This window comes from Cytobacillus oceanisediminis (genome assembly GCF_004366035.1).
Lineage (GTDB): Bacteria > Bacillota > Bacilli > Bacillales > Cytobacillaceae > Cytobacillus > Cytobacillus oceanisediminis_C.
On the sequence record NZ_SOEE01000007.1, the window covers coordinates 230,557 to 252,065 of the forward strand.

Annotated in this window: 20 protein-coding genes and 1 other annotated feature (1 of these 21 running past the window's edge); of the genes, 16 read left to right on the forward strand and 4 right to left on the reverse strand. The window is 40.6% G+C overall.

All coding sequences use genetic code 11. From position 1 onward, the window contains the following. Positions 1 to 22: 22 nt before the first annotated feature. Positions 23 to 835: an undecaprenyl-diphosphate phosphatase gene (locus tag DFO72_RS18715; RefSeq protein WP_113883353.1), complete on the reverse strand. Its 813-nt coding sequence runs from the start codon at positions 833 to 835 to the stop codon at positions 23 to 25. A 172-nt stretch (positions 836 to 1,007) separates the two neighbouring features. Here DFO72_RS18715 and DFO72_RS18720 point away from each other — a divergent pair, with 172 nt between their 5' ends. Together DFO72_RS18720 and clpB are read left to right on the forward strand one after the other, a co-directional pair. After that, positions 1,008 to 1,187 (forward strand): YjzC family protein, encoded by a 180-nt coding sequence (locus DFO72_RS18720; protein WP_009331234.1) that lies wholly within the window; start codon positions 1,008 to 1,010, stop codon positions 1,185 to 1,187. Between the two features lie 166 nt (positions 1,188 to 1,353). Further along, positions 1,354 to 3,948, forward strand: coding sequence for an ATP-dependent chaperone ClpB (gene clpB, locus DFO72_RS18725; protein ID WP_113883352.1), 2,595 nt, complete (start codon positions 1,354 to 1,356; stop codon positions 3,946 to 3,948). Positions 3,949 to 4,017: 69 nt separating this feature from the next. On the opposite strand, the gene DFO72_RS18730 is transcribed toward clpB, so the two are convergent. Beyond that, a complete protein-coding gene (locus DFO72_RS18730; protein WP_009331232.1) occupies positions 4,018 to 4,209 on the reverse strand; it encodes a DUF2929 family protein in 192 nt (63 codons plus the stop codon). A gap of 214 nt (positions 4,210 to 4,423) precedes the next feature. Between DFO72_RS18730 and DFO72_RS18735 the strand changes: the two genes are divergently transcribed. The 5 genes from DFO72_RS18735 to DFO72_RS18755 all read left to right on the forward strand — a co-directional run bounded on the left by DFO72_RS18735 (position 4,424) and on the right by DFO72_RS18755 (position 9,294). Then, positions 4,424 to 5,161, forward strand: a complete 738-nt coding sequence (locus DFO72_RS18735) for a serine aminopeptidase domain-containing protein (RefSeq protein WP_113883351.1) — start codon at positions 4,424 to 4,426, stop codon at positions 5,159 to 5,161. A gap of 82 nt (positions 5,162 to 5,243) precedes the next feature. Further along, complete coding sequence (locus DFO72_RS18740) at positions 5,244 to 6,077, forward strand: hypothetical protein (protein WP_113883350.1); 834 nt, start codon at positions 5,244 to 5,246, stop codon at positions 6,075 to 6,077. A gap of 118 nt (positions 6,078 to 6,195) precedes the next feature. Beyond that, a complete protein-coding gene (locus DFO72_RS18745; protein WP_113883349.1) occupies positions 6,196 to 7,155 on the forward strand; it encodes a BMP family ABC transporter substrate-binding protein in 960 nt (319 codons plus the stop codon). A gap of 26 nt (positions 7,156 to 7,181) precedes the next feature. Next, positions 7,182 to 7,376: a ComZ family protein gene (locus tag DFO72_RS18750; protein WP_009331228.1), complete on the forward strand. Its 195-nt coding sequence runs from the start codon at positions 7,182 to 7,184 to the stop codon at positions 7,374 to 7,376. 961 nt (positions 7,377 to 8,337) lie between these two features. Further along, complete coding sequence (locus DFO72_RS18755) at positions 8,338 to 9,294, forward strand: nuclease-related domain-containing protein (RefSeq protein ID WP_279587084.1); 957 nt, start codon at positions 8,338 to 8,340, stop codon at positions 9,292 to 9,294. 14 nt (positions 9,295 to 9,308) lie between these two features. On the opposite strand, the gene DFO72_RS18760 is transcribed toward DFO72_RS18755, so the two are convergent. Continuing rightward, on the reverse strand, positions 9,309 to 9,695 hold the full coding sequence (locus DFO72_RS18760; RefSeq protein WP_113883347.1) for a hypothetical protein: 387 nt from the start codon (positions 9,693 to 9,695) through the stop codon (positions 9,309 to 9,311). 215 nt (positions 9,696 to 9,910) lie between these two features. Between DFO72_RS18760 and DFO72_RS18765 the strand changes: the two genes are divergently transcribed. From DFO72_RS18765 to DFO72_RS18810, 9 genes are all read left to right on the forward strand, one after another. Then, positions 9,911 to 10,843 carry a beta-ketoacyl-ACP synthase III gene (locus DFO72_RS18765; RefSeq protein ID WP_113883346.1) on the forward strand — a complete coding sequence of 311 codons (933 nt, stop codon included), beginning with the start codon at positions 9,911 to 9,913 and terminating at the stop codon, positions 10,841 to 10,843. 48 nt (positions 10,844 to 10,891) lie between these two features. Then, the gene (gene fabF, locus DFO72_RS18770; protein ID WP_113883345.1) at positions 10,892 to 12,130 is read left to right on the forward strand and encodes a beta-ketoacyl-ACP synthase II; all 1,239 of its coding nucleotides are present in this window, start codon (positions 10,892 to 10,894) and stop codon (positions 12,128 to 12,130) included. 254 nt (positions 12,131 to 12,384) lie between these two features. Beyond that, entirely contained in the window at positions 12,385 to 13,041 is a 657-nt protein-coding gene (locus DFO72_RS18775) for a DUF2268 domain-containing putative Zn-dependent protease (RefSeq protein ID WP_243856204.1), read from the forward strand. 157 nt (positions 13,042 to 13,198) lie between these two features. Beyond that, a complete protein-coding gene (locus DFO72_RS18780) occupies positions 13,199 to 14,224 on the forward strand; it encodes an ABC transporter ATP-binding protein (RefSeq protein WP_113883344.1) in 1,026 nt (341 codons plus the stop codon). After that, the gene (locus DFO72_RS18785) at positions 14,221 to 15,240 is read left to right on the forward strand and encodes an ABC transporter ATP-binding protein (RefSeq protein WP_009331221.1); all 1,020 of its coding nucleotides are present in this window, start codon (positions 14,221 to 14,223) and stop codon (positions 15,238 to 15,240) included. The genes DFO72_RS18780 and DFO72_RS18785 overlap by 4 nt, the downstream gene beginning before the upstream one ends. A gap of 35 nt (positions 15,241 to 15,275) precedes the next feature. After that, positions 15,276 to 17,006, forward strand: coding sequence for an oligopeptide ABC transporter substrate-binding protein (gene opp4A / locus DFO72_RS18790; RefSeq protein ID WP_113883343.1), 1,731 nt, complete (start codon positions 15,276 to 15,278; stop codon positions 17,004 to 17,006). A gap of 96 nt (positions 17,007 to 17,102) precedes the next feature. Continuing rightward, positions 17,103 to 18,068 carry an oligopeptide ABC transporter permease gene (opp4B, locus tag DFO72_RS18795; RefSeq protein ID WP_113883342.1) on the forward strand — a complete coding sequence of 322 codons (966 nt, stop codon included), beginning with the start codon at positions 17,103 to 17,105 and terminating at the stop codon, positions 18,066 to 18,068. A 12-nt stretch (positions 18,069 to 18,080) separates the two neighbouring features. After that, entirely contained in the window at positions 18,081 to 19,001 is a 921-nt protein-coding gene (opp4C, locus tag DFO72_RS18800) for an oligopeptide ABC transporter permease (protein WP_113883341.1), read from the forward strand. A 506-nt stretch (positions 19,002 to 19,507) separates the two neighbouring features. Next, positions 19,508 to 20,254, forward strand: coding sequence for a YjbA family protein (locus DFO72_RS18810; RefSeq protein WP_113883339.1), 747 nt, complete (start codon positions 19,508 to 19,510; stop codon positions 20,252 to 20,254). 31 nt (positions 20,255 to 20,285) lie between these two features. Here the strand turns inward: DFO72_RS18810 and trpS are convergent, their stop codons facing one another. After that, on the reverse strand, positions 20,286 to 21,275 hold the full coding sequence (trpS, locus tag DFO72_RS18815; protein WP_113883338.1) for a tryptophan--tRNA ligase: 990 nt from the start codon (positions 21,273 to 21,275) through the stop codon (positions 20,286 to 20,288). 100 nt (positions 21,276 to 21,375) lie between these two features. Further along, positions 21,376 to 21,509: a binding site (T-box leader), on the reverse strand; it runs 84 nt beyond the window's last position.

The following is a 21,509-nucleotide window of genomic DNA, read 5'->3' on the forward strand; positions in this document are numbered from 1 at the left end:
CAGCGCAGAGAAGGCTTTTTTATTAAGATAGGAAATAAACCAGCGGTCCAACAATAAAACAGTAAATTGCAAAATACTTCAGGTTCCCTTTAGCCATAATATTCATAAACCATTTTAAAGAGAAGTAAGATGCAGCCAGTGAGGCAACAAAGGCAACTGTATAGGGCAAAGCATATTCAGATAAATTGGGATCCGTTAATATGTCATTAAAACCAAGAATCATTCCGCCTGCGCTTACCGGGATATATAAAAGGAAAGAAAACCTTAGAGCGGTTTCCTGTTTCATCCCGAGCCCCATTGCGGCTACAATAGTGGCACCGGAACGGCTGATTCCCGGTATCAGGGCAACTGCCTGTGCAAGTCCTACTATGATTGCATCCTTATAAGATAATTCAGCATCATTTTTCCGTCCGCGTAAATTACGGATCAGCCACAGTGCAAGTCCTGTGACGATAAGAGTAATCCCAACTGTTTTTATATTGGCAAGGTGCATATCGATAAAATCCTCGAACAAAATCCCGATGACACCTGCGGGAATGGTCCCAATAATCAAGTAAATGATAAACCGAAAGTCTGATTCGGCCTGTTTATCTTTGGTTGTAATGTAGGCAAGGCCATTTCGGATGAGTCTCATAATATCTTCCTTGTATATAAGCAGCACAGCTAATAATGAGGCTGTATTTACAAGGAGGGCAAAGCTAAGGCCTTTAATGTCAAGCCCGAAAAAGTGCTGGGCAATCTCCAGATGCCCGCTCGATGAAATGGGAATAGGCTCTGTAAATCCCTGAAATAATCCCAAAAAGAAGTATTTAAGCAATGTCAGAAAATCAGTCACAAGTAAAATCCTCCATAATGAAATCTAATACCCCCCCATTTAACTATAAAAAGGACAGCAGAGTAAAGTGATATCCCCTTCTTGCTTTTGTGCGATGCCAATAGTTTCCCTCATGAGAGATGCAAGAGTGGAAATAATAATAAGTGATTTACGATTAAAGGAGGTATTCAGCATGGGGCAAAACAGACAATTTAAGCCTGGCCAGAAAGCGCCTAATAATGGAATTTATATAGAAATTGGCGAAACGGGAAGTAATGTCAATAATCCTCAAATGCTTAAAATGAGAGCTGGGGACCAATTTCCGGAAACATCCAATCATAACCGGCTATGGACGTATAAAAGAAAGCCTTGATTTTGATTATTGATAAAGAAGATAGGGAATTAGTATAAAAAATAGAGCCATCCCAATTGCGGATGGCTTTTTAGACTTAGAATAAAATGCTGGAAACTTTACATATGAAAAGATTGGCTTATAATAAAATCAAAAGGTCAAATAAGGTCAAAAAGGAGGTTGCACAGTGGATTTAAATCGAATGACAGAGCGGCTTCAGGAAGGGTTATTAAATGCACAGTCCATAGCCATACGCGAGCAGCATCAGGAGGTGGATGAAGCACATTTGTTCCTGGCTTTAATGGGGCAGGAAAACAGCCTGATATCATTAATACTGTCAAAAATGCAGATACCGGCTGATTCTTTTAATAATAAAATGCATGAAGCATTGAGGAAAAAACCGCAAGTGTCTGGTTCAGGAACGGAACAAGGAAAATTGTATATAACCGGTAAACTGCAGCGGCTGCTGGCGGAAGCAGAAAAATATATGAAGATCTATCAGGATGATTTCATGTCAGTTGAGCATGTTTTCATGGCTGCTGCAGCAGCGGAAACCGAAACGGCAGCAGTTTTAAAGTCATATGGAATCAATAAAGAAATAGTGGAGCAGTCGATTAAGGAGATTAGGGGGAATCAGAGGGTGACATCGCAAAATCCGGAATCAACATATGAGGCTTTAAAAAAATATGGACGAGATCTTGTTGCAGAGGTGAAACAGGGGAAAGTTGATCCTGTAATTGGCCGTGATAGTGAAATCAGGCATGTCATTCGCATCCTTTCAAGGAAAACCAAAAATAATCCAGTTTTAATAGGCGAACCTGGGGTAGGAAAGACAGCTATTGTCGAAGGATTGGCACAAAGAATTGTACGTAAAGACGTGCCTGAGGGCCTCAAGGATAAAACCATTTTTGCCCTTGATATGAGCGCTTTAATTGCCGGGGCCAAATTCCGGGGTGAATTCGAGGAAAGATTGAAAGCTGTATTAAATGAGGTTAAGAAAAGCGAAGGCAGAGTTCTTCTTTTTATAGACGAACTTCATACCATTGTTGGAGCGGGCAAGACAGAAGGCGCAATGGATGCAGGGAATATGCTGAAGCCTATGCTTGCAAGAGGGGAACTGCACTGTATAGGAGCTACCACACTTGAGGAACACCGCAAGTATATCGAAAAAGATCCAGCCCTGGAACGGCGTTTTCAGCAGGTATTGGTACAGGAGCCGGATGTAGAGGATACAATCTCAATTCTCAGAGGGCTGAAGGAGCGCTTTGAAATCCATCATGGAGTCAATATCCACGATCGGGCTATAGTGGCTGCCGCAACCTTGTCAGACAGGTATATTACAGACCGGTACCTTCCTGATAAAGCAATTGACTTGGTTGACGAAGCTTGTGCCATGATCAGGACTGAAATCGATTCAATGCCATCAGAGTTGGATGAAGTTACAAGAAGAGTCATGCAGCTTGAGATAGAAGAAGCAGCATTACGAAAAGAGAGTGATGAAGGAAGCAAGCAGAGACTTGCAGACCTGCAAAAAGAACTGGCTGAATTAAAAGACCAGGCTAACAGCATGAAAGCAAAATGGCAGCTTGAAAAAGAAGGAATCCAGAAAGTTCAGGAAAAACGGGAGCAGCTTGAGAAAATGCGCCGTGAGCTGGAAGAAGCGGAAAATAATTATGACTTGAATAAAGCTGCAGAACTGCGTCATGGAAGAATCCCTTCTTTGGAAAAGGAATTGAAAAATCTTGAAAGTGCTGTTAACGAGAATCAAGGGGACCGGCTGCTGAGAGAAGAAGTCACAGAAGAAGAAATTGCCGGCATTGTGGCAAGGTGGACAGGTATTCCAGTAGTTAAACTTGTTGAAGGTGAACGTGAAAAGCTGCTTCGCCTTGAAAGCATTCTTCACGAAAGAGTGATTGGCCAGGATGAAGCTGTGCAGTTTGTGTCAGATGCTGTCCTTAGGGCAAGGGCAGGAATTAAAGATCCGAACCGCCCTATTGGCTCTTTCATCTTTCTGGGCCCAACTGGGGTAGGCAAAACAGAATTAGCTAAGGCACTTGCACAGTCACTATTCGATAGTGAAGAACAAATAATCAGAATTGATATGTCCGAATATATGGAAAAACATGCTGTATCAAGATTGATTGGTGCTCCTCCGGGGTATGTAGGGTATGAGGAAGGCGGTCAGCTGACAGAAGCTGTAAGAAGGAAGCCATACTCAGTAATCCTGCTTGATGAAATTGAAAAAGCCCATCCTGAAGTATTCAATATCCTCCTGCAGATGCTTGATGATGGAAGAATCACTGACTCAAAGGGCCGCACGGTTGATTTTAAAAATACGGTTATCATTATGACTTCCAATATTGGCTCCCATTTTCTTCTGGAACGTTCTCCTGGTGAAGATATATCCGAAGAAACAAGAGACAATGTACTTGGACAGCTGCGGAGCCATTTCCGTCCAGAATTTCTGAACAGAGTGGACGAAATTATTCTGTTTAAGCCTTTAGCTCTTAATGAGATAAAGAGTATTGTTTTAAAATTAATTACTCAGCTTCAAGCAAGATTATCCGATCAGCATATTAAGTTGAGTATAAATGATAATGCCAAAGAATATATTGCAGAAAACGGATTTGATCCCGTCTATGGAGCAAGGCCGCTCAAGCGCTTTATCCAAAGGAACGTTGAAACAGCACTAGCCCGCAAAATAATCGCAGGTGAAATTAAGGATTACAGTGAAGTTGTCATATCCGCAGATAACGGCAAAATGGAACTGCTGATAAAATAGGGAACAAATGAAAAGAATCATCCTGAATCAATCAGGATGACTCTTTTCATTTCCTGCATAAGCAGCAGATTAATGAAGTCCTTCTTTCTCAACAGGACCTTCAGGAATGATGGAAGCGACAACAAAAATTAAAACACTTGTCCCAACCGCCAGAATGGAGCCGGTTACAAAATCGTATGGCGCTCCAAGCATTGAAGAAACTACGTACGTTAACATTTGAACAAGAAGGAAAGTCCAGAAGAATGTCCAAAAGAATCTCATCTATTTCACCTCTAACATAATTAATCCCTTTTCATATTAGCATAAGCTATTAAAGAAATAAATTTATTTTTACATCCTATACATGTACTTTTCAGCTCTCTGATTGGATACATCCTGCTTCATAATGAACTTGTCTAGAACTAGGCAAATCCCCCATTCATTTTAATTTTACTCACATACATTATTATGAACAAACTTGCAAAGGAGTTTTACTATGGAAAGCCGGAACTTCCAGCTGGATACAGAATGGTGCATGATTCATTACCCAGATAAACCTAGTGGTTTCGGTATCCTGATTATTGGGGATGATCGGCACTTTGTTGACAGAAACTGCAGTTTTTGGACTCAAAATGAAGGGAAATATTCATTAATTAAGAAGCTCAGGGAAGATGGCTATACGATTTTTTATTCAAATCTTTATGGGAGGAACTGGGGGAACGATCAAGCTGTCGATAAGGCTAAATGCTTGTATGAACATATTCTGCGAACGGAAATTATTAACGAAAAGATCCATATTATTGCTGAGGGCATGGGAGCATTGGTAGCCCTTAGATTATTGCATGAAATGAGCGATTTAATCCGTTCAGCCGTATTAATCAATCCTATCCTTTCACTAAAGCACCATCTTGAACAGGAAAAAGAGCATAAATTTTTTTACAAGAAACTATTAAAAGAACTGGCAGTTTCATATGAAATAGAAACGGATAAAATAGCGGATCTGCTCAGCAGGCATGAAAAAAACCTAACAACGGGCCTTAAAGTGCCAGTCAGAATCATTCAGGTACTGGCGGGCGGAAGAGCTTACAAGCAATCAGATTATTTAAAGAAACGATCGATACAATGGGAAAATGAAAATAGCCCTATCTCTGTGTTTTATATCCTTCCAGATAAAAAACAGCGAATGTCTTCTCAAATGACAAACTTCTTTAGAAAATATGAAAAAGTTCTATAAAAATCTGCTGCCATTCCGTAAAGAAATAAAGACAATCCCTGAAGCATAGTATACATTAATATGCTTCTAAGGAGGAGTGAAAATGGACAGGGCGGTAATAGTAGGGACGTTTGAATTTATAGGATTCAGCCTGTGCAAGCATCTGCTTGAACAGGGCTGTGAGATAGATGGAATTCATTTCAATAAGGATAAAGAAGATGCTTTAATCAACGAAAAACGCCTGGCAATCGGACGGAATGCCAACTTCTATGAAAAAAACTATTCATCATGGATTAATTCTAAAAGAGAAATAATAAAAAATGATGCAATTTTTATAGATATATACGATTTATATATAAAGAATGAGCTCGCCTCTTTAAGGGAGAAGGAGCTTATTGAGGAATTTCTTTTAAAAAACTTGTCCGAATTCAAGGACCAGCAAGTGAAAATTGCATTCCTTCTCCCTATTCAGTGGCTTAAAGACATCAGCAGAACACACAGCCGCTTGGAAGATGTTATTGAAATCCTTAGAGAAAACAATATTTCAGTTTCATGCTTTTACATGCCTGTCATATACGGTCCTTGGCAGCCAAAGGAATTTAGCTTTCACCAGGCTCTTGCCAATGGAAAAAGAGTAAGGATAAATGAAAGGGAATGGATACATGACGCTATTTTCATTGAGGATCTTATTTGTTTCTTATCGGATTGTGCAGATAAGCCTTTAGGAGAATCCTGCCTTTTAATGAGCAGCGTCACTGGGCATTGGCAAAAATGTGCAGAATACCTTTCACTTGCCTATAATGAAAATTGGCACACTCCCGATCTGGCAAAAGGAAAAGTAATTGAAAAAGCGATTGTGTGTTCTGTGAAATTCTCCGAAGGTCTTGAGAAACAAAGAAGCCATATTCTTTCTATAGAGAGCCCGGATGGTTTGTAAAGTAGAAAAAAAACTTTTCAATTAACATATAGACAAGGTAGAATTGAATTAGTCTGGTAAAATAAACCGGTCATACCATTAGTATGAAGTGAAAGACAGAGAGGCGGAGAAAAAGGAGATGCATAAGACATTAGTGAAATTCGGGATCCTTCTTTTGTGCCTTCTTTTATTGGCCTCCTGCAGACAAGCTATGTCTACAGGAAAACTTGAAAAAGCTGGATTATTAGTGCCCGATACCGTCAATGATCAGGTATGGGGGACCAAAGGCTATAAAGGCATGTTAAAGATTCAATCCCATTATAATGTGGAGGTTTATTATAAAGAGGGCATGAATTCTGAGATGGTTGTTGAAAGAGCTGTTAAAGAGTTTGATCAAAAAGGTGTAAACCTTATTTTTGGACATGGCAATGAATATGCGGCATACTTTAATAACATTTCTAAAAAATACCCAGACATTCATTTTGTCAGTTTTAATGGTGATGCCAAAAATGACAACACCACCAGCTTGAATTTTGAAGCCTATGCAATGGGATTCTTTGGGGGCATGGTTGCAGGCCATATGACGAAAACCAATAATATAGGAATACTCGCAGCTTTTGAATGGCAGCCGGAGGTAGAAGGTTTTTATCAAGGTGTAAGCGAAATTGATGAAGATATAAACGTGCAAATCCAATATGTCGGCAACTGGGACAATGATAATAAAGCCATAGCTCTTTTGGACAAAATGATTGCCAATAAGACAGATGTTGTCTATCCAGCTGGAGATGGGTATAATGTTCCTGTCATCGAGAAACTAAAAGAGGAAGGGCTCTACGCCATCGGCTATATTTCCGACCAGTCTGATCTGGGTGAATCAGTCGTCCTGACCAGTACGGTTCAGCATGTCGATGTTTTGTATGAACTAGTGGCAGAAAAATTCAACGAAGGCGAACTGGAATCTGGAAATTTAACTTTCGATTTTCAGGATGAGGTTATTTCACTCGGGAAATTCAGCCCTGACGTCGACGAAGAATTCAAAAAAGAACTAAACGCCGCCATAGAGAAATACAAAAAAACAGGCAAACTGCCCAACGAGTAATTGCTATACATAGGAGGTACTACAGGATGCAGCTAAACGAAAAAAATATGGAATTCATGCAAATCGCCATGAAATACCTGCCAGAAGCCAAACAGCAGCTCGACGAAGCAGGTATTGAACTATCCATGGAAATGATCCAGCCATTCATGAACCTATTCACTAAAGTCATGAACGAAGCCTACGAAATGGGCAAAGCGGATGCTTTGAAAGAGAGTGAGTAATAGGGAACCAGCCTTTGGGCTGGTTTTTTGTTTGGACTCGTGCGATAGGACAGCGTGAAAAATAAAGTCAGCGCGTCAGTCAAAAAAGTCCACGCCGAAATAGGAAGAAGAAACCGTGCGGAAATCAAAAGAGCACGCGCATAAAGAAGGAGTGTGTCTCTTATGGTAAGAAGATTCTCGTGCAAAAGGAAGGATTTCGCGATGAAATAGGAGGAGTCCGAGAGAAACCAAAGAATCCCACGCAAAAGAGAAGTGCGCGCGTAAACCAATGATATCCGCGCACAAATGAAAAGGGTCCGCGCCGAAACAGGAAGAATCCGCGCGTAAACCGAAGGGCCCGCGCGTAAAGAAGGAGAGTGCGTGTAAACCAATAAGATCCGTGCACAAATGAAAAGGGCCCGCGCCGAAACAGGAAGAATCCGCGCGTAAACCGAAGGGCCCGCGCGCAAAGAAGGAGAGTGCGCGTAAACCAATGAGATCCGCGCATAAATGAAAAGGGTCCGCGCCGAAACAGGAAGAATCCGCGCGCAACCCAAAGGGCCCGCGCGTAAAGAAGGAGAGTGCGCGTAAACCAATGAGATCCGCGCACAAATGAAAAGGGTCCGCGCCGAAACAGGAAGAAACCGCGCGTAAACCAAAGAGTCCGCGCGTAAAGAAGGAGAGTGCGTGTAAACCAATGAGATCTGCGCACAAATGAAAAGGGTCCGCGCCGAAACAGAATCCGCGCGCAAACCAATGAGATCCGCGCATAAATGTAAGGATTTCAGCCCGAACCGGGAAGAATCCCTGCAAATAATATAAAAAATCCGTATTGATAATGGAAGAATCCGCGTACAGACAAGAAATTCATGAAAAAAGAAAATAGGCACCTTAAATTTACATATTAAATAAAGGATTATTCATCATCCATATCGAATTTATAACTTTGGCGATAATGTTCCAAAGGAGGTTTGCTATGATAATGAAGTCTAGATCCAAGCCGATAAGAATATTACAGATTGAAGCGCTGCTGCGCAGATTGCCTGATTACCACCGGAAAAGAGCAGAAATTGAAGTTGATTATAGGAACGGGCTATCAGGTTTTAATGGAGAGAAGCAATTGGATTATTATTTAAGTTTTCTCCCAGGTAAAGATTTTAGAATTTATAATGATCTTCGTTTTATCCTTCATACTCCATTTCAAATTGATTCCCTGCTTATTACCCCATTCTTCGCTGGAATAATTGAAGTCAAAAATTATTCTGGAACCCTATCTTTTGAACCAATATCTGATCAATTAATTCAAAAACACGGACAGAAGGAAAAAGTGATTCCTAATCCAGTTTCACAGGTATTGCGTCAAGTGTCCCAATTTAAAGAATGGCTGTTAAAAGAGAAGTTTCCAGAATTGCCAATAGAGTATTTTGTCGCTATTACTAACCCTGCTACCTATATAAAAACAGAGAAAGAAAATAGCTTTATTTTGAAAAGAGTTGTTCATACCGAAAAAATAATTGATAGACTTATGGATGCCAAATCAAAATATAACAAACAGATATTATGGCCCACCGACATTAATAGACTGAATGAAAAGATTATGTGCAAAAATAGTCCTCTGGATAATAATATTCTAAATACTTATGGAATTAATCGAAAAGATTTACTAAGAGGTGTTCAATGTCATTCCTGCAAATCTTTTGCTGTTGTGAGGAAAGACGGAAAATGGTGTTGTCTTAAATGTAAAATGATTTCAAGAACGAGTCATATGGAAGCAATAACAGATTACCTTTTGCTTTTTAATTCAAAGATAACAAATAAAGAATGCCGGGATTATTTAAATCTCGAATCCAGGCATACAGCATATAGGATATTAAAATCTTTGAATCTATCCGGTGATGGACCAGCTAAAAAAAGGATATATTCTAAAGTAAACGTATAAGGTTTGCCCAGCCACTACTTCTTCAAAAACATCTCCAGCAAAGGCCCTGCTTTTTTCAGCAATGGTTTTAACTGATGAGCTGAAGTCATAAGAGTGTCAATGCTGCCCATTAATTCCTCCAAGTTGATGTTGTTCAGGATATTGTTTCCATTTTCTTTAGGGGGACTTTCCCTTTCATCGGTTTTTCTGTCTTTCCCGCCAAGCAGCCACTCGTCAGCTTCATGTGCATTTCTGCTCCTACCCCCGAAAAGCCAGTCACCATTCCCCTGAACTTCTTCAGCTCTTCTATCGGATTCTTTTTCATCTTGTGCTGATTCATGTCTTCTTACTCTTTCACCAAACAGAAAATGGCTTAAAGGGTCTTCTGTATTTTCTTTAACTTTATCATCCTTATCAAACATATGTCATTTTCCTCCTTTCAGATGCCTATATAACAGCATATGAAGAAAAGTTAACTGGGTATAGACATTTGTGCAGTAATAAGTAAGGGACGGTAAAAAGTGTTGCGTTATTATATATACTTTTGATAAAATTAGTACCAAGTCATAATAATTGATAATAATATTTAAATAGAGAATGCTTATGGGTTTGTAAATATGAAAGGGAGTGGGACTCCATGAATGCTGGAATTATAGGAATAGGAAGATATCTTCCTGAAAAAGTTGTAACAAATGCAGATTTGGAGAAAATAGTTGATACTTCTGATGAATGGATTCGGACCAGGACTGGAATTGAGGAAAGAAGAATAGCAGACGACAGCATAGACACATCTGATATGGCCTATGAGTCAGCACTAAAAGCCTTGGAAAATGCAGGAATTGAAGCAGAGGATTTAGATCTTATTTTAGTTGCAACGGTTACACCGGATCATCCATTTCCATCTGTTGCCTGCATGCTTCAGGAACGATTAAAAGCAAGCAAGGCGGCGGCGATGGATATTAGCGCTGCATGTGCAGGTTTTATGTATGGTATCATAACGGGAAAACAGTTTATTGAAACAGGGACATACAAACATGTATTAGTAGTGGGTGTTGAAAAGCTTTCAAAAGTTACAGACTGGAATGACCGTAATACAGCCGTTTTATTTGGAGACGGAGCGGGTGCAGCTGTAATCGGGCCAGTCTCAGATGGCAGGGGAATATTATCCTTTGAATTAGGTGCAGATGGCACAGGCGCAAAACATCTATATCAGGATGAATATATCATTATGAATGGACGCGAAGTGTTCAAATTTGCGGTTCGCCAAATGGGTGAAAGCTGCATCAACGTACTTGATAAAGCTGGATTATCCAAGGAAGATGTAGATTTCCTGATTCCTCATCAGGCGAATATCCGCATTATGGAAGCTTCCCGCCAAAGATTGGAACTCCCGGTTGAGAAGATGTCGAAAACAGTGGATAAATACGGAAATACTTCTGCTTCATCTATTCCAATTGCATTGGTGGAAGAACTGGAAGCGGGTAAAATTAAAGATGATGATTTGCTCGTGATGGTCGGCTTCGGCGGAGGGCTAACTTGGGGAGCCATTGCGATGAGATGGGGAAGATAAGATACCTCATTTTAAATATGATGATAATTTAAAAGGAGCTGCATCAAAATGAATAAAAGAAGAGTTGTCGTTACAGGCATCGGAGCTGTAACACCGCTTGGAAATAATACAGAGACGACATGGAACAATATTAAATCAGGGGTTTCAGGTGTTGGCCCTCTGACGAGATTAAATGCAGATGAATATCCGGCTAAGGTGGCTGCTGAGGTAAAGGATTTTAATCCAGAGGAATATATTGACAAAAAAGATGCCAGAAAAATGGACCGCTTCACACACTATGCTGTTGCTTCGTCCTTTATGGCTGTAAAGGATGCGAACCTTCAGATCACAGATGAAAATGCGCATCGCATCGGTGTTTGGATTGGATCAGGCATTGGTGGTATGGAAACTTTTGAAAATCAATATGAGATATTTATGAAACGCGGGTATAGAAGGGTGAGCCCCTTCTTCGTTCCGATGATGATTCCGGATATGGCAACGGGTCAAGTCTCCATTTACTTAGGGGCAAAAGGGTTTAACTCTTGTACTGTAACTGCTTGTGCCACTGGTACAAACTCAATTGGTGATGCCTTTAAGGTTATTCAGCGCGGCGATGCCGATGCGATGATCTCCGGGGGAGCAGAAGCGCCAATCACAAAAATGTCTGTGGCTGGATTTTGTGCCAACACTGCGCTTTCAACCAATCCAGATCCAAAAACAGCAAGCCGTCCATTTGATCAGAATCGTAATGGGTTTGTTATTGGAGAAGGTGCGGGGATTGTCGTACTTGAAGAATTGGAGCATGCACTTGCCCGCGGCGCAAAAATTTATGCTGAAATCGTCGGCTATGGCGCTACCGGGGATGCTTATCATATCACTGCACCAGCTCCAGGCGGAGAGGGCGGAGCAAGAGCCATGAAAATGGCGATTGAGGACGGCGGATTAAAGCCGGAGGATATCGATTATATAAATGCGCATGGTACAAGTACCGATTATAATGATAAATTTGAAACATTGGCAATAAAAGAGGTGTTCGGAGAGCATGCCTATAAATTGGCAGTAAGCTCGACTAAATCCATGACGGGACATCTTCTGGGAGCTGCAGGCGGAATTGAAGCCATTTTCACAGTTCTTGCTATGAAGGAAGGGATCCTGCCTCCGACCATTAATCTAGAAAACCCGGATCCTGAATGTGATCTGGATTATGTTCCAAATAAGGCAAGGGAAAAAGAAATAACAGCTGCAATGAGCAATTCCCTAGGCTTTGGCGGCCACAATGCAACCATCGTCTTTAAAAGATATGAATAATAACTAAACCAAAGCCGATTCAATGGATGATGAACCTCCTTTGAATCGGCTTTTTATTTTGAAGAACAAAATGCTGCCGCATACATAAAATTTATTAAATATTGAATAAATCGAGGTGGGGAAATGGGATAGTCAAAACAGATTTATGGCTCGAAGAAAGTTTTAATGAACCGCTTAAAATATGTGAAAAACTTACAGGACCCTTTAATGATCATAATCCCCGAAAAATATACGAATACTTAATGGGTTTCGGCATGTATAAACCTGACCGGTTCAGCAGGAATGATTTTAAGGAATTAAAAGAAAAGCAAACATGGAATATAGCAGAAAAAATATACTTAAAATATAGGAAGAAGTGGGGCGGCCCTAATATTGATGTTTATATCTTCCCGTCGGCAGGAGGAGGCCCATTTTCGCGGCATTCTGGAAAATCGGGAGTATCATTTGCAAATATGCTCTTTCTGTTTCTTCCTTCTCATATAGAAGAAGACGAAGTAGAGGCATTATTTGTGCATGAATATCACCATGCCTGCAGGATTAACTCACAGAAAAAAACGCTTGAAGAATTTACGCTGCTAGATTCCATCATATTGGAAGGGCTTGCCGAACATGCGGTAGAAATTCACTGTGGTAAGAAATTCAGAGGTTCCTGGTGCAGCAGATACTCAAAGGAAGAGATCAGGAATTTCTGGGATAAAATGATTAAAACTCATTTGAAATTAAAAAAGAATGAGAGGCTTCATCAAAAGGTACTTTATGGCGAAAGACCCTACCCTCCATTACTTGGTTATGCTGCTGGCTACGAAATTGTAAGGGAATATAGAGAGAAAAAAAGTTTTTCTACAAAACTATCTTTTATTGCGCCATCCGAATATTTTGTGGACCAAACTTTATATAAACTGGAGTCGTAATCGCTTTAAAGCCCTAAAATGTAGGCTTTTTTTTTAGTGAAGAAAAATGAATCTTAACAAATTTTAAAAAAATCTTGCAATTGTAATAAGTTTGTAATAATATTTTAGACAAATAGAATGAATTAACAGAATAATTCGAAAAGGTAAGAGGTGTCCTATGAGCGCAAATTCCCGTCAACATAAAGACGCACCATTACTAGAGGTGAAGAATTTAGAAACGGCATTTTCCATAGATGGTACATACTATAACGCAGTTGATAATGTTTCTTTTAGAGTTAAGCCTAGACAAATAGTTGGAATCGTAGGAGAGTCGGGCTGCGGTAAATCTGTAATGAGCCTCTCTGTCATGAAGCTCCTGCCAAAAGGAATCGGCCAAATCCGAAATGGAGAAATTATCTTTGACGGTATTCATTTGGAGAAGATGACAGATTCAGAGATTAATAATATCAGGGGAAAAGATATCGCAATGATATTCCAGGAACCAATGACTTCTTTAAATCCTGTTTTCTCTATCGGGTTCCAGCTGCAGGAAGTATTATTCAATCATATGAAAATCTCCAAAAAAGAAGCGCGGCTTAAAAGTATCGCACTTCTAAAAAGTGTGGGAATTTCAAGGCCTGAAAAAATTGTAGATGAATACCCGCATCAGCTTTCAGGAGGTATGAGGCAAAGGGTTATGATCGCCATCGCCATTGCCTGCCAGCCGAAGCTGCTGATCGCCGATGAGCCGACAACTGCCCTGGATGTTACTGTACAAGCCCAAATTCTTGAGCTTCTAAAAGAAATCCAGGAAGTCAATGATATGTCCGTCATTCTGATTACTCATGACTTGGGCGTTGTGGCCGAGATGTGTGATGAGGTAATTGTTATGTATGCAGGAAAGATAGCAGAACGGACAGATGTAGATTCCTTATTTCACAATCCAAAACATCCTTATACTCAGCTCCTGATGGGAGCAATTCCGAAAATGGATGAAGAAGTGGAAAAGCTAAGCACAATAAAAGGAATTGTGCCTTCATTAAAAAACATGCCTAAAACAGGGTGCAAATTTGCGGCGCGCTGCCCTAAGGCAATGCCTGATTGCCTGACAGTTACACCTCAATTGGCAGAAAATGAAGCAGGACATGAGGTTGCCTGTCTGCTTTACGAGACAAGCCATCCGAAACAAGAGGTGAACGCATGATGAGTACAGAGCATAATAATACAGCTGTTTTAAAAAAGGATAAAAGCAGCAATGAAGTGCTTTTAGAGGTTAAGAACCTAAAGACTTACTATCCAATAAAAGGCGGAATCCTTAGAAAGACTGTGGCAGTCGTTAAGGCTGTCGACGATATTTCCTTTGAAATTAAGAAAGGGGAGACGCTGGGGCTGGTGGGAGAATCAGGCTGCGGAAAATCAACCGCAGGCAGAACGATCCTCAGACTTCTAGAACCAACAGACGGACAAATCATATTTGACGGACAGGATATCACAAATGTAAGAGGAACCAGCCTGAGGAAAATCCGCCAGGACTTCCAGATGGTTTTCCAGGATCCTTATGCATCATTAAATCCCACGATGATGGTTGGGCATCTTGTGTCAGAGCCCATCAGGAACTATAACAGCAAATCCGAAAAGGAACTGAAGCCGGAAGTAATGGATCTTCTTGCGAAAGTTGGGCTGCCTGAAGATGCTTACTATAAATACCCGCATGAGTTTTCCGGCGGGCAAAGACAGCGTATCGGTATCGCAAGGGCACTGGCTTTAAGACCAAAGCTCATTATTGCGGATGAGCCTGTTTCCGCCCTGGATGTATCGGTCCAATCTCAGGTATTGAATCTGCTGAAAGAGCTTCAGGATGAATTTGATCTTACTTTCTTATTCATTGCCCACGATTTGAGTGTAGTTAAACATATGAGTGACCGGATAGGGGTTATGTATCTGGGAGGCCTTGTAGAAGTCGCTGAAAAGGACAGCCTCTATGCAGAGCCTTTACATCCTTATACTCAAGCTCTAATCTCTGCGATCCCTGAACCGGATCCGCGCAAGAAAAAAGAAAGAATTATTTTAGAGGGCGATGTGCCAAGCCCGATTGATCCTCCAAAAGGATGTACGTTTCATCCGCGCTGCGCGCATGCAATGCCGGAGTGCCAGAGTGTAAAACCGCACTTAAAGGAGGTGAAGCCTGGGCATAGAGTCGCTTGTCACTTATATAAATAAGGCTTTGTCAAAAAATATTTTTCGGGGGGAAACTAATGAAGAAATCAGCATTTTGGCTGCTATCACTTCTGCTGGTCATGTCTGTATTCCTGGCAGCATGTTCTGGCGGCGGAGAGAAAGCCAGCACTGAAAAGGAACCAAAGGATGATGGGAAAGCATCAGGAGAAGCTCAAGAGGGTGGAACAGTAACATTCGGTTATACTCAGCCATTTAAAGGTGTTTTATCTTATGCTTATTACGAGGGTGAAGATGATGCTAATGCCCTTCAGTTTATGCATGAAGGTTTGCTCAAAGTAAATGATGAGCTTATATCTGAACCGAATCTGGCAGATTATGAGTTATCTGAAGACAAGACGAAATTAACTTTCAAGCTTAAGCAAGGAGTTAAATGGCATGATGGTGAAGAATTAACTGCAGAAGATATGGAATTTGCATGGTATTTAATTGCTGATCCAACTTATGAAGGTGCACGTTTTGCTAACGTAGCAATGATCAAAGGTGCTCAAGAATATAAAGACGGAAAAGCTGAGACAATTGAAGGTATCAAGGTAATTGACGATTATACAATTGAAGTGACAGTAACTGAGCCTTCTGTTAACTTATTGGAGAATATTTGGGTTTATCCTGAGCCAAAGCACCATTATGGGGATATTTCTTCTAAAGAGCTTCCGGACTCCGATCAAATCCGTAAAACACCAATCGGTGTAGGTCCTTTTAAAGTGAAAAACATCGTACCTGGTGAAATGATTGAATTTGAGCGTTTTGATGATTACTGGCAAGGACCAGCTAAATTGGATGGTGTAGTTTACAAAATTATTGATGGTTCTCTTGCGCAAGGTTTAGTGCAAAACGGAGAAATCGATGTTATTGAAGCTCCAAAGGATCAGTGGGAAGCTATTAAAGCTCTTGACAATGTAAATCCAGTAGAAGCAGATGCCATGTCTTACAGCTATATCGCTTTTGACTGGGGTCATTATGACACTAAAAAAGGTGTAGTAGTTTCTGATAACAAGAAGTTCCAGAACAAATCCCTTCGCCATGCAATGGCACATGCAATTGACCGTCAGGCATTTATCGATGGCTTTGCAAACGGATTAGGAAAACCATTAAACACTCCTTTCCCATCAGTATCTTGGGCAAAAATTGATGATTCAGAAATCAATCAATATGAGTATGATCCAGAGAAAGCAAAAAAATTACTTGACGAAGCAGGCTATGTAGATAAAGACGGCGACGGCTTCCGTGAAGATCCAGAAGGCAAGCCATTTACAATTAATTTTGATGCAATGGCAGGCGCTGAAACTTCAGAAGCACGTGCTCAATTCATCCTTCAATCCTGGCAGGAAGTTGGCTTAAATGCTAAGCTAAACGGCGGTTCATTAAAAGATTTCAACTTATTCTATGACACTATTGAAGCAGATGACCCATCTGTTGAAACATTCATGGGTGCTTGGGGACTTGCTAATGATCCAGATCCAGCTGGAATCTGGTTATCTACTGACAAGTGGAACATGTGGAGATGGTACAGTGAAAAGTCTGATGAGCTAATCAAGAAAGGGATAACTTTCCCTGAAGATGCTAGTAAAGATGTAACTGAACACCGTCAGGAAGTCTACAACGAATGGCAGAAGCTTGTTAACGAAGAATTGCCGATCATTTTCTTCGAACAGCGTGTAGATCCATGGGCGATCAACAAGCGTGTTGGCGGAGTGAAAGTAACTCCATTCGGAACTGATGAGTTCCACAAGTGGCACATTGTAGAGTAATAGGATAAAAGGAACCTGTATTCCTTGGGGGATTTGTTCTCCAAGGAATACAAGTTTAACCAGCGAATAAATTTTTGTTTGGTAAGGGGAATGGAAATGCTACAGTACACAATTCGACGACTCATAGGTATGATTCCAATAATTTTCCTTATCTCAGTAGTGGTTTTCACCCTCGCAAAGCTTATGCCTGGTGATGCGCTATCTGGAAAAATTGACCCATTAAACTCAGATCCGGAGTATATTGAAGAAATGCGTGAGCAGATGGGATTGAATGATCCTATTCCTGTGCAGTATGTCCGCTGGATGAGTGGTGTGGTCCAAGGAGATTTTGGAGATTCATTTGTTCATAAGCGCCCGGTTATGGAATTAATTGGTGACCGTTTGCCGAACACGATCATTTTAGGAATATCAGCTCTTTTAATCACTTATTTATTAGCTTTTTTAATGGGAAGATACTCTGGGCGATTTGCCTATAGCATGGGAGATTATTTAATATCAGCATTTAACTATCTAGCACTTGCAATTCCCAGCTTTGTTGCAGCTTTGGTTGCCATTTATGTTTTTGCCATCAATCTTGGATGGGTTCCAGCCAGTGGAAGTATCGGCAGCGGGGTAGAAGCGGGCACACTGGAATATTACTTAAGTAAAGCAAAACATACAGTATTGCCGGCTATTGTCCTGGGAGCCATGGCTACAGCCGCTTACACACAGTTCTTGAGAAATGATATGATCGAAAGCTCTCGCAAGGATTATGTTCGTACAGCAAGAGCTAAAGGTACGAAAGAATCTGCGATTTATAATAAGCACATTCTAAGAAACTCAATCATACCTATTGTTACATTACTTGGATTCGATATTGCCAATCTTTTTGGAGGGGCAATTATCACAGAAACCATTTTCACATACCCTGGCATCGGTTATTTATTCGTAGAATCAGTTAATGCACGTGATTATTCTGTCATGATGGCTATTGCCATGATGTTGACTATCTTGACCCTGATTGGAAATTTAGTTGCAGATTTACTATATGGTCTAGTAGATCCGCGTATTCGTTTAAGTTAGGTAGGTGGGAGTATGGAACCATCAATATCACAGCAAACTTCGCCTGGTTTAACAGAACCTGTTAAACCTCCGAAGAGTCAATCACCATGGGCTCTCGCCCGCCGCAAGTTTTTGCGCAACAAAGCAGCAATGATCAGTCTGGTATTCCTGCTGCTGGTCTGTGCAATGTCCATATTGGCTGAGCCGCTGACTATGCCGGTTGAGGAGACAGCTAAGATCAATTTAACACAAATGAGCAAAGAACCATCTGCTGATCACTACTTTGGCACTGACAAGTCAGGCAGAGACGTTTTTGCCAGAACTCTGCACGGCGGCAAGACTTCACTCTTGCTTGCATTCTCTATCACGCTAGCTGTTATTACTATTGGTACTCTTGTTGGTGCTACTGCGGGGTATTTTGGCGGCTGGGTCGACAATGCCCTAATGAGATTCACAGACTTTATGATGAACTTCCCATTCCTGCTATTTGTTATCGTATTAAAATCAATTTTTATCGAATCAAGTACAGGAACTCTAATATTCGTAATAAGTGTACTCAGCTGGACAGGAACTGCCCGTCTTGTGCGAAGCAAGGTCATGGCTGAGAAGGAAAATGAATATATTATGAGTGCAGTTTCTATCGGATGCTCTGCACCAAAGACCATTTTTAAACATTTGCTGCCGAACGTAATGTCAACCATTATTGTTCAGGCGACCATTACACTGGCAGCGATGATTGTAGCTGAGACGGGCCTAAGCTTCCTGGGATTCGGTGTTCCGATCAACATCCCTACTTGGGGGAATATGCTTCAGGAAGCAAGAAGTCCGGATGTTTTAACCAGTAAGTGGTGGATATGGATTCCGCCAGCTGCGGTTTTAACATTTACAATCCTATCAATTAACTTCATTGGAGAAGGCTTAAAAGATGCCTTCAATCCTAAATCTAACAGATAGTTAAGAAACGCCTATATCAGGCGTTTTTTTGTTGTTTTCAGGCCAATAGCTTGTACATATCCGAACAGATTCCTTCATATACATGTAAAAAAAGACTGGGAGTGAGTTTATGGCAGCATTAAGACCTTTTGGGACTCACGCATATAGGAAAGAAAATGTTATTTAGGGCATTTTGGCTTTTAACCGGATTTGGGATTTCTGTTTCAGGAGGAGTCAGTGTAATAGGGTATTTAAATTTGCTTACAACTGGGCATACCTTCAAAGAATATCTCAATTTTATTATCTCACGTCCAGAATGTTATTTGCTTCCGATCGGAATCGTTATTATAACTGTTAGCATATATTTTCCTTATTCAAATTTGAATGAATAAAGAGAAGGTATTTATTCAGCAATGTCATTTTGAAATTTATTACAAAAAATGGATTACGAGAGCAATATAGGAATAAATTTACTGCCTACTGCCCATACTGAGTGACAAATAGTTTGTTGAAGTGGGGGTTGAAAAATGTTGTATCTTCATGATGTTTGGGTGAATTGGTTTGAAGGAGAAGAGAATGGATACAATGTATGCCATTTTCATGAATGGAGAAAAGATGATGGCGTAGAACTGCTTGATCAGGTTCCGCTGTTAAAGATTGACCCGGTTCTTTTTAATTATATTGAAAATGATCTTTCCGAGCTGCCACAACAACTGCTAGATGATATTTATCAAAAAGCTTACTTAAGGAAAAATCATGAACGCATTCAATTGGAGTATTGTTTTGTTGTTTCAGATGGGACAGGCATATTGGCAGTAGATACGATCGGCTACAATATTCCTATCAGAAAAAGCAGACTTATCCCGCGTCAGGAGCAGCTGGCATATGAAATGCTTGAAAATCAGGAAACGGCAACATACTCATTTAATGATCAAACAGCATTAAAGGAATTTCATATCCTTTCTCCATCTCCGGATTTGATGGCAGGCCTGACGAGAAAAGAAAGACAGCTTAAGCAGCTGCTGTTTATGGCGCTGGATCAGCTTCATTCATCCAAAAATGATGCTGAGATCCGTTATTGGTATACGGAGTGGAGCCCGGAACGCTATTCGAAAATACAGTCAATGAACTTTGAAGAAGCATGGTATGAACTTTACGATGAAAGTAAATACGGCTGGTCAGGTAAACACGAGAAGTTTTGTGAAAATTTAATAAAAGGACAGCCGTTTTTTGAGAAGTTGTGGGAAATGGAGCATGGCCCAAAAGTGAATTAAAGAAAATAAAAAACAGCCAAAAGGCTGTTTTTTATTTTCTCTTACGGCCGAGTCCCATTGCACTTTCCATTTTTTTAACCATTTTGTATGCAGACTTATTGGCTTTTTCAGCTCCCTGATCAAGTACAAGATCAAGTTCTTCCGATTCCATTAGCGCATAATATTTATCCTGAATAGGCTTAATTGCTCCAACAACAACATCTGACAGACCGGCTTTAAAATCTCCATATCCTTTGCCCTCGTATGCTTTTTCGATTTCCGCAACAGTTTTCCCTGAAAGAATTGAGTAAATGGAAAGGAGATTGGATACGCCAGGTTTGTTTTCCTTATCATATTTAACAATGCCTTCAGAATCTGTTACAGCACTTTTTATTTTCTTTTCAATTTGTTTTGGATCATCTAATAATGATATAAATGACTTTTTATTAGGATCAGACTTGCTCATTTTCTTTAATGGATCCTGAAGAGACATAACCCTCGCGCCTTCTTTGGCGATTCTTACATCAGGAATGGTGAAGATGTTGTTGTACTTCTTATTGAATCTTTCTGCAAGATCACGAGTTAATTCCAGGTGCTGCTTTTGATCCTCTCCAACTGGAACCAAGTCGGTGTTGTATAGAAGGATATCGGCAGCCATCAAAGGAGGATAGGTCAGCAGTCCTGCAGATACGGCATCTTTACCTTCTGATTTGTCTTTGAATTGGGTCATGCGTTCGAGCTCACCGATGTAAGCAACACATTGCATCATCCAACCTGCCTGGGCATGGGCTGGAACTTCCGACTGAATGAATAGGGTGGATTTCTCAGGATCAATTCCAACAGCCAAATATAGGGCAGCCAGGCTTCGGATGTTTTTTCTTAATTCCAGTCTGTCCTGGGGAACTGTTATTGCGTGCTGGTCAACAATGCAAAAATAGCAGTTGTAGTCATTCTGCAGTTCAACAAATTGCTTCATGGCACCGATGTAATTCCCAAGGGTAATTGTGCCGCTGGGCTGGATGCCGGAAAATATAGTTTTCATGTTTTTCCTCCTTTAATCGGCTTAAAAGATCATGAATTGACAGGCGGTGAGGAGAAATTTTTGTGCTTTAAGCATAAAAAAGAACCATTCATCCCTATAAAATAGGGACGAATGGTCCGCGTTGCCACCCTAATTACTCAAATACTGAGTCACTCTGCCCTATGCAGAATAATGCATAGGTCCCCGATAACGCAGGGAAGCGCCTGAAAATCCAGAAGCTCAAAAGTCCATTCG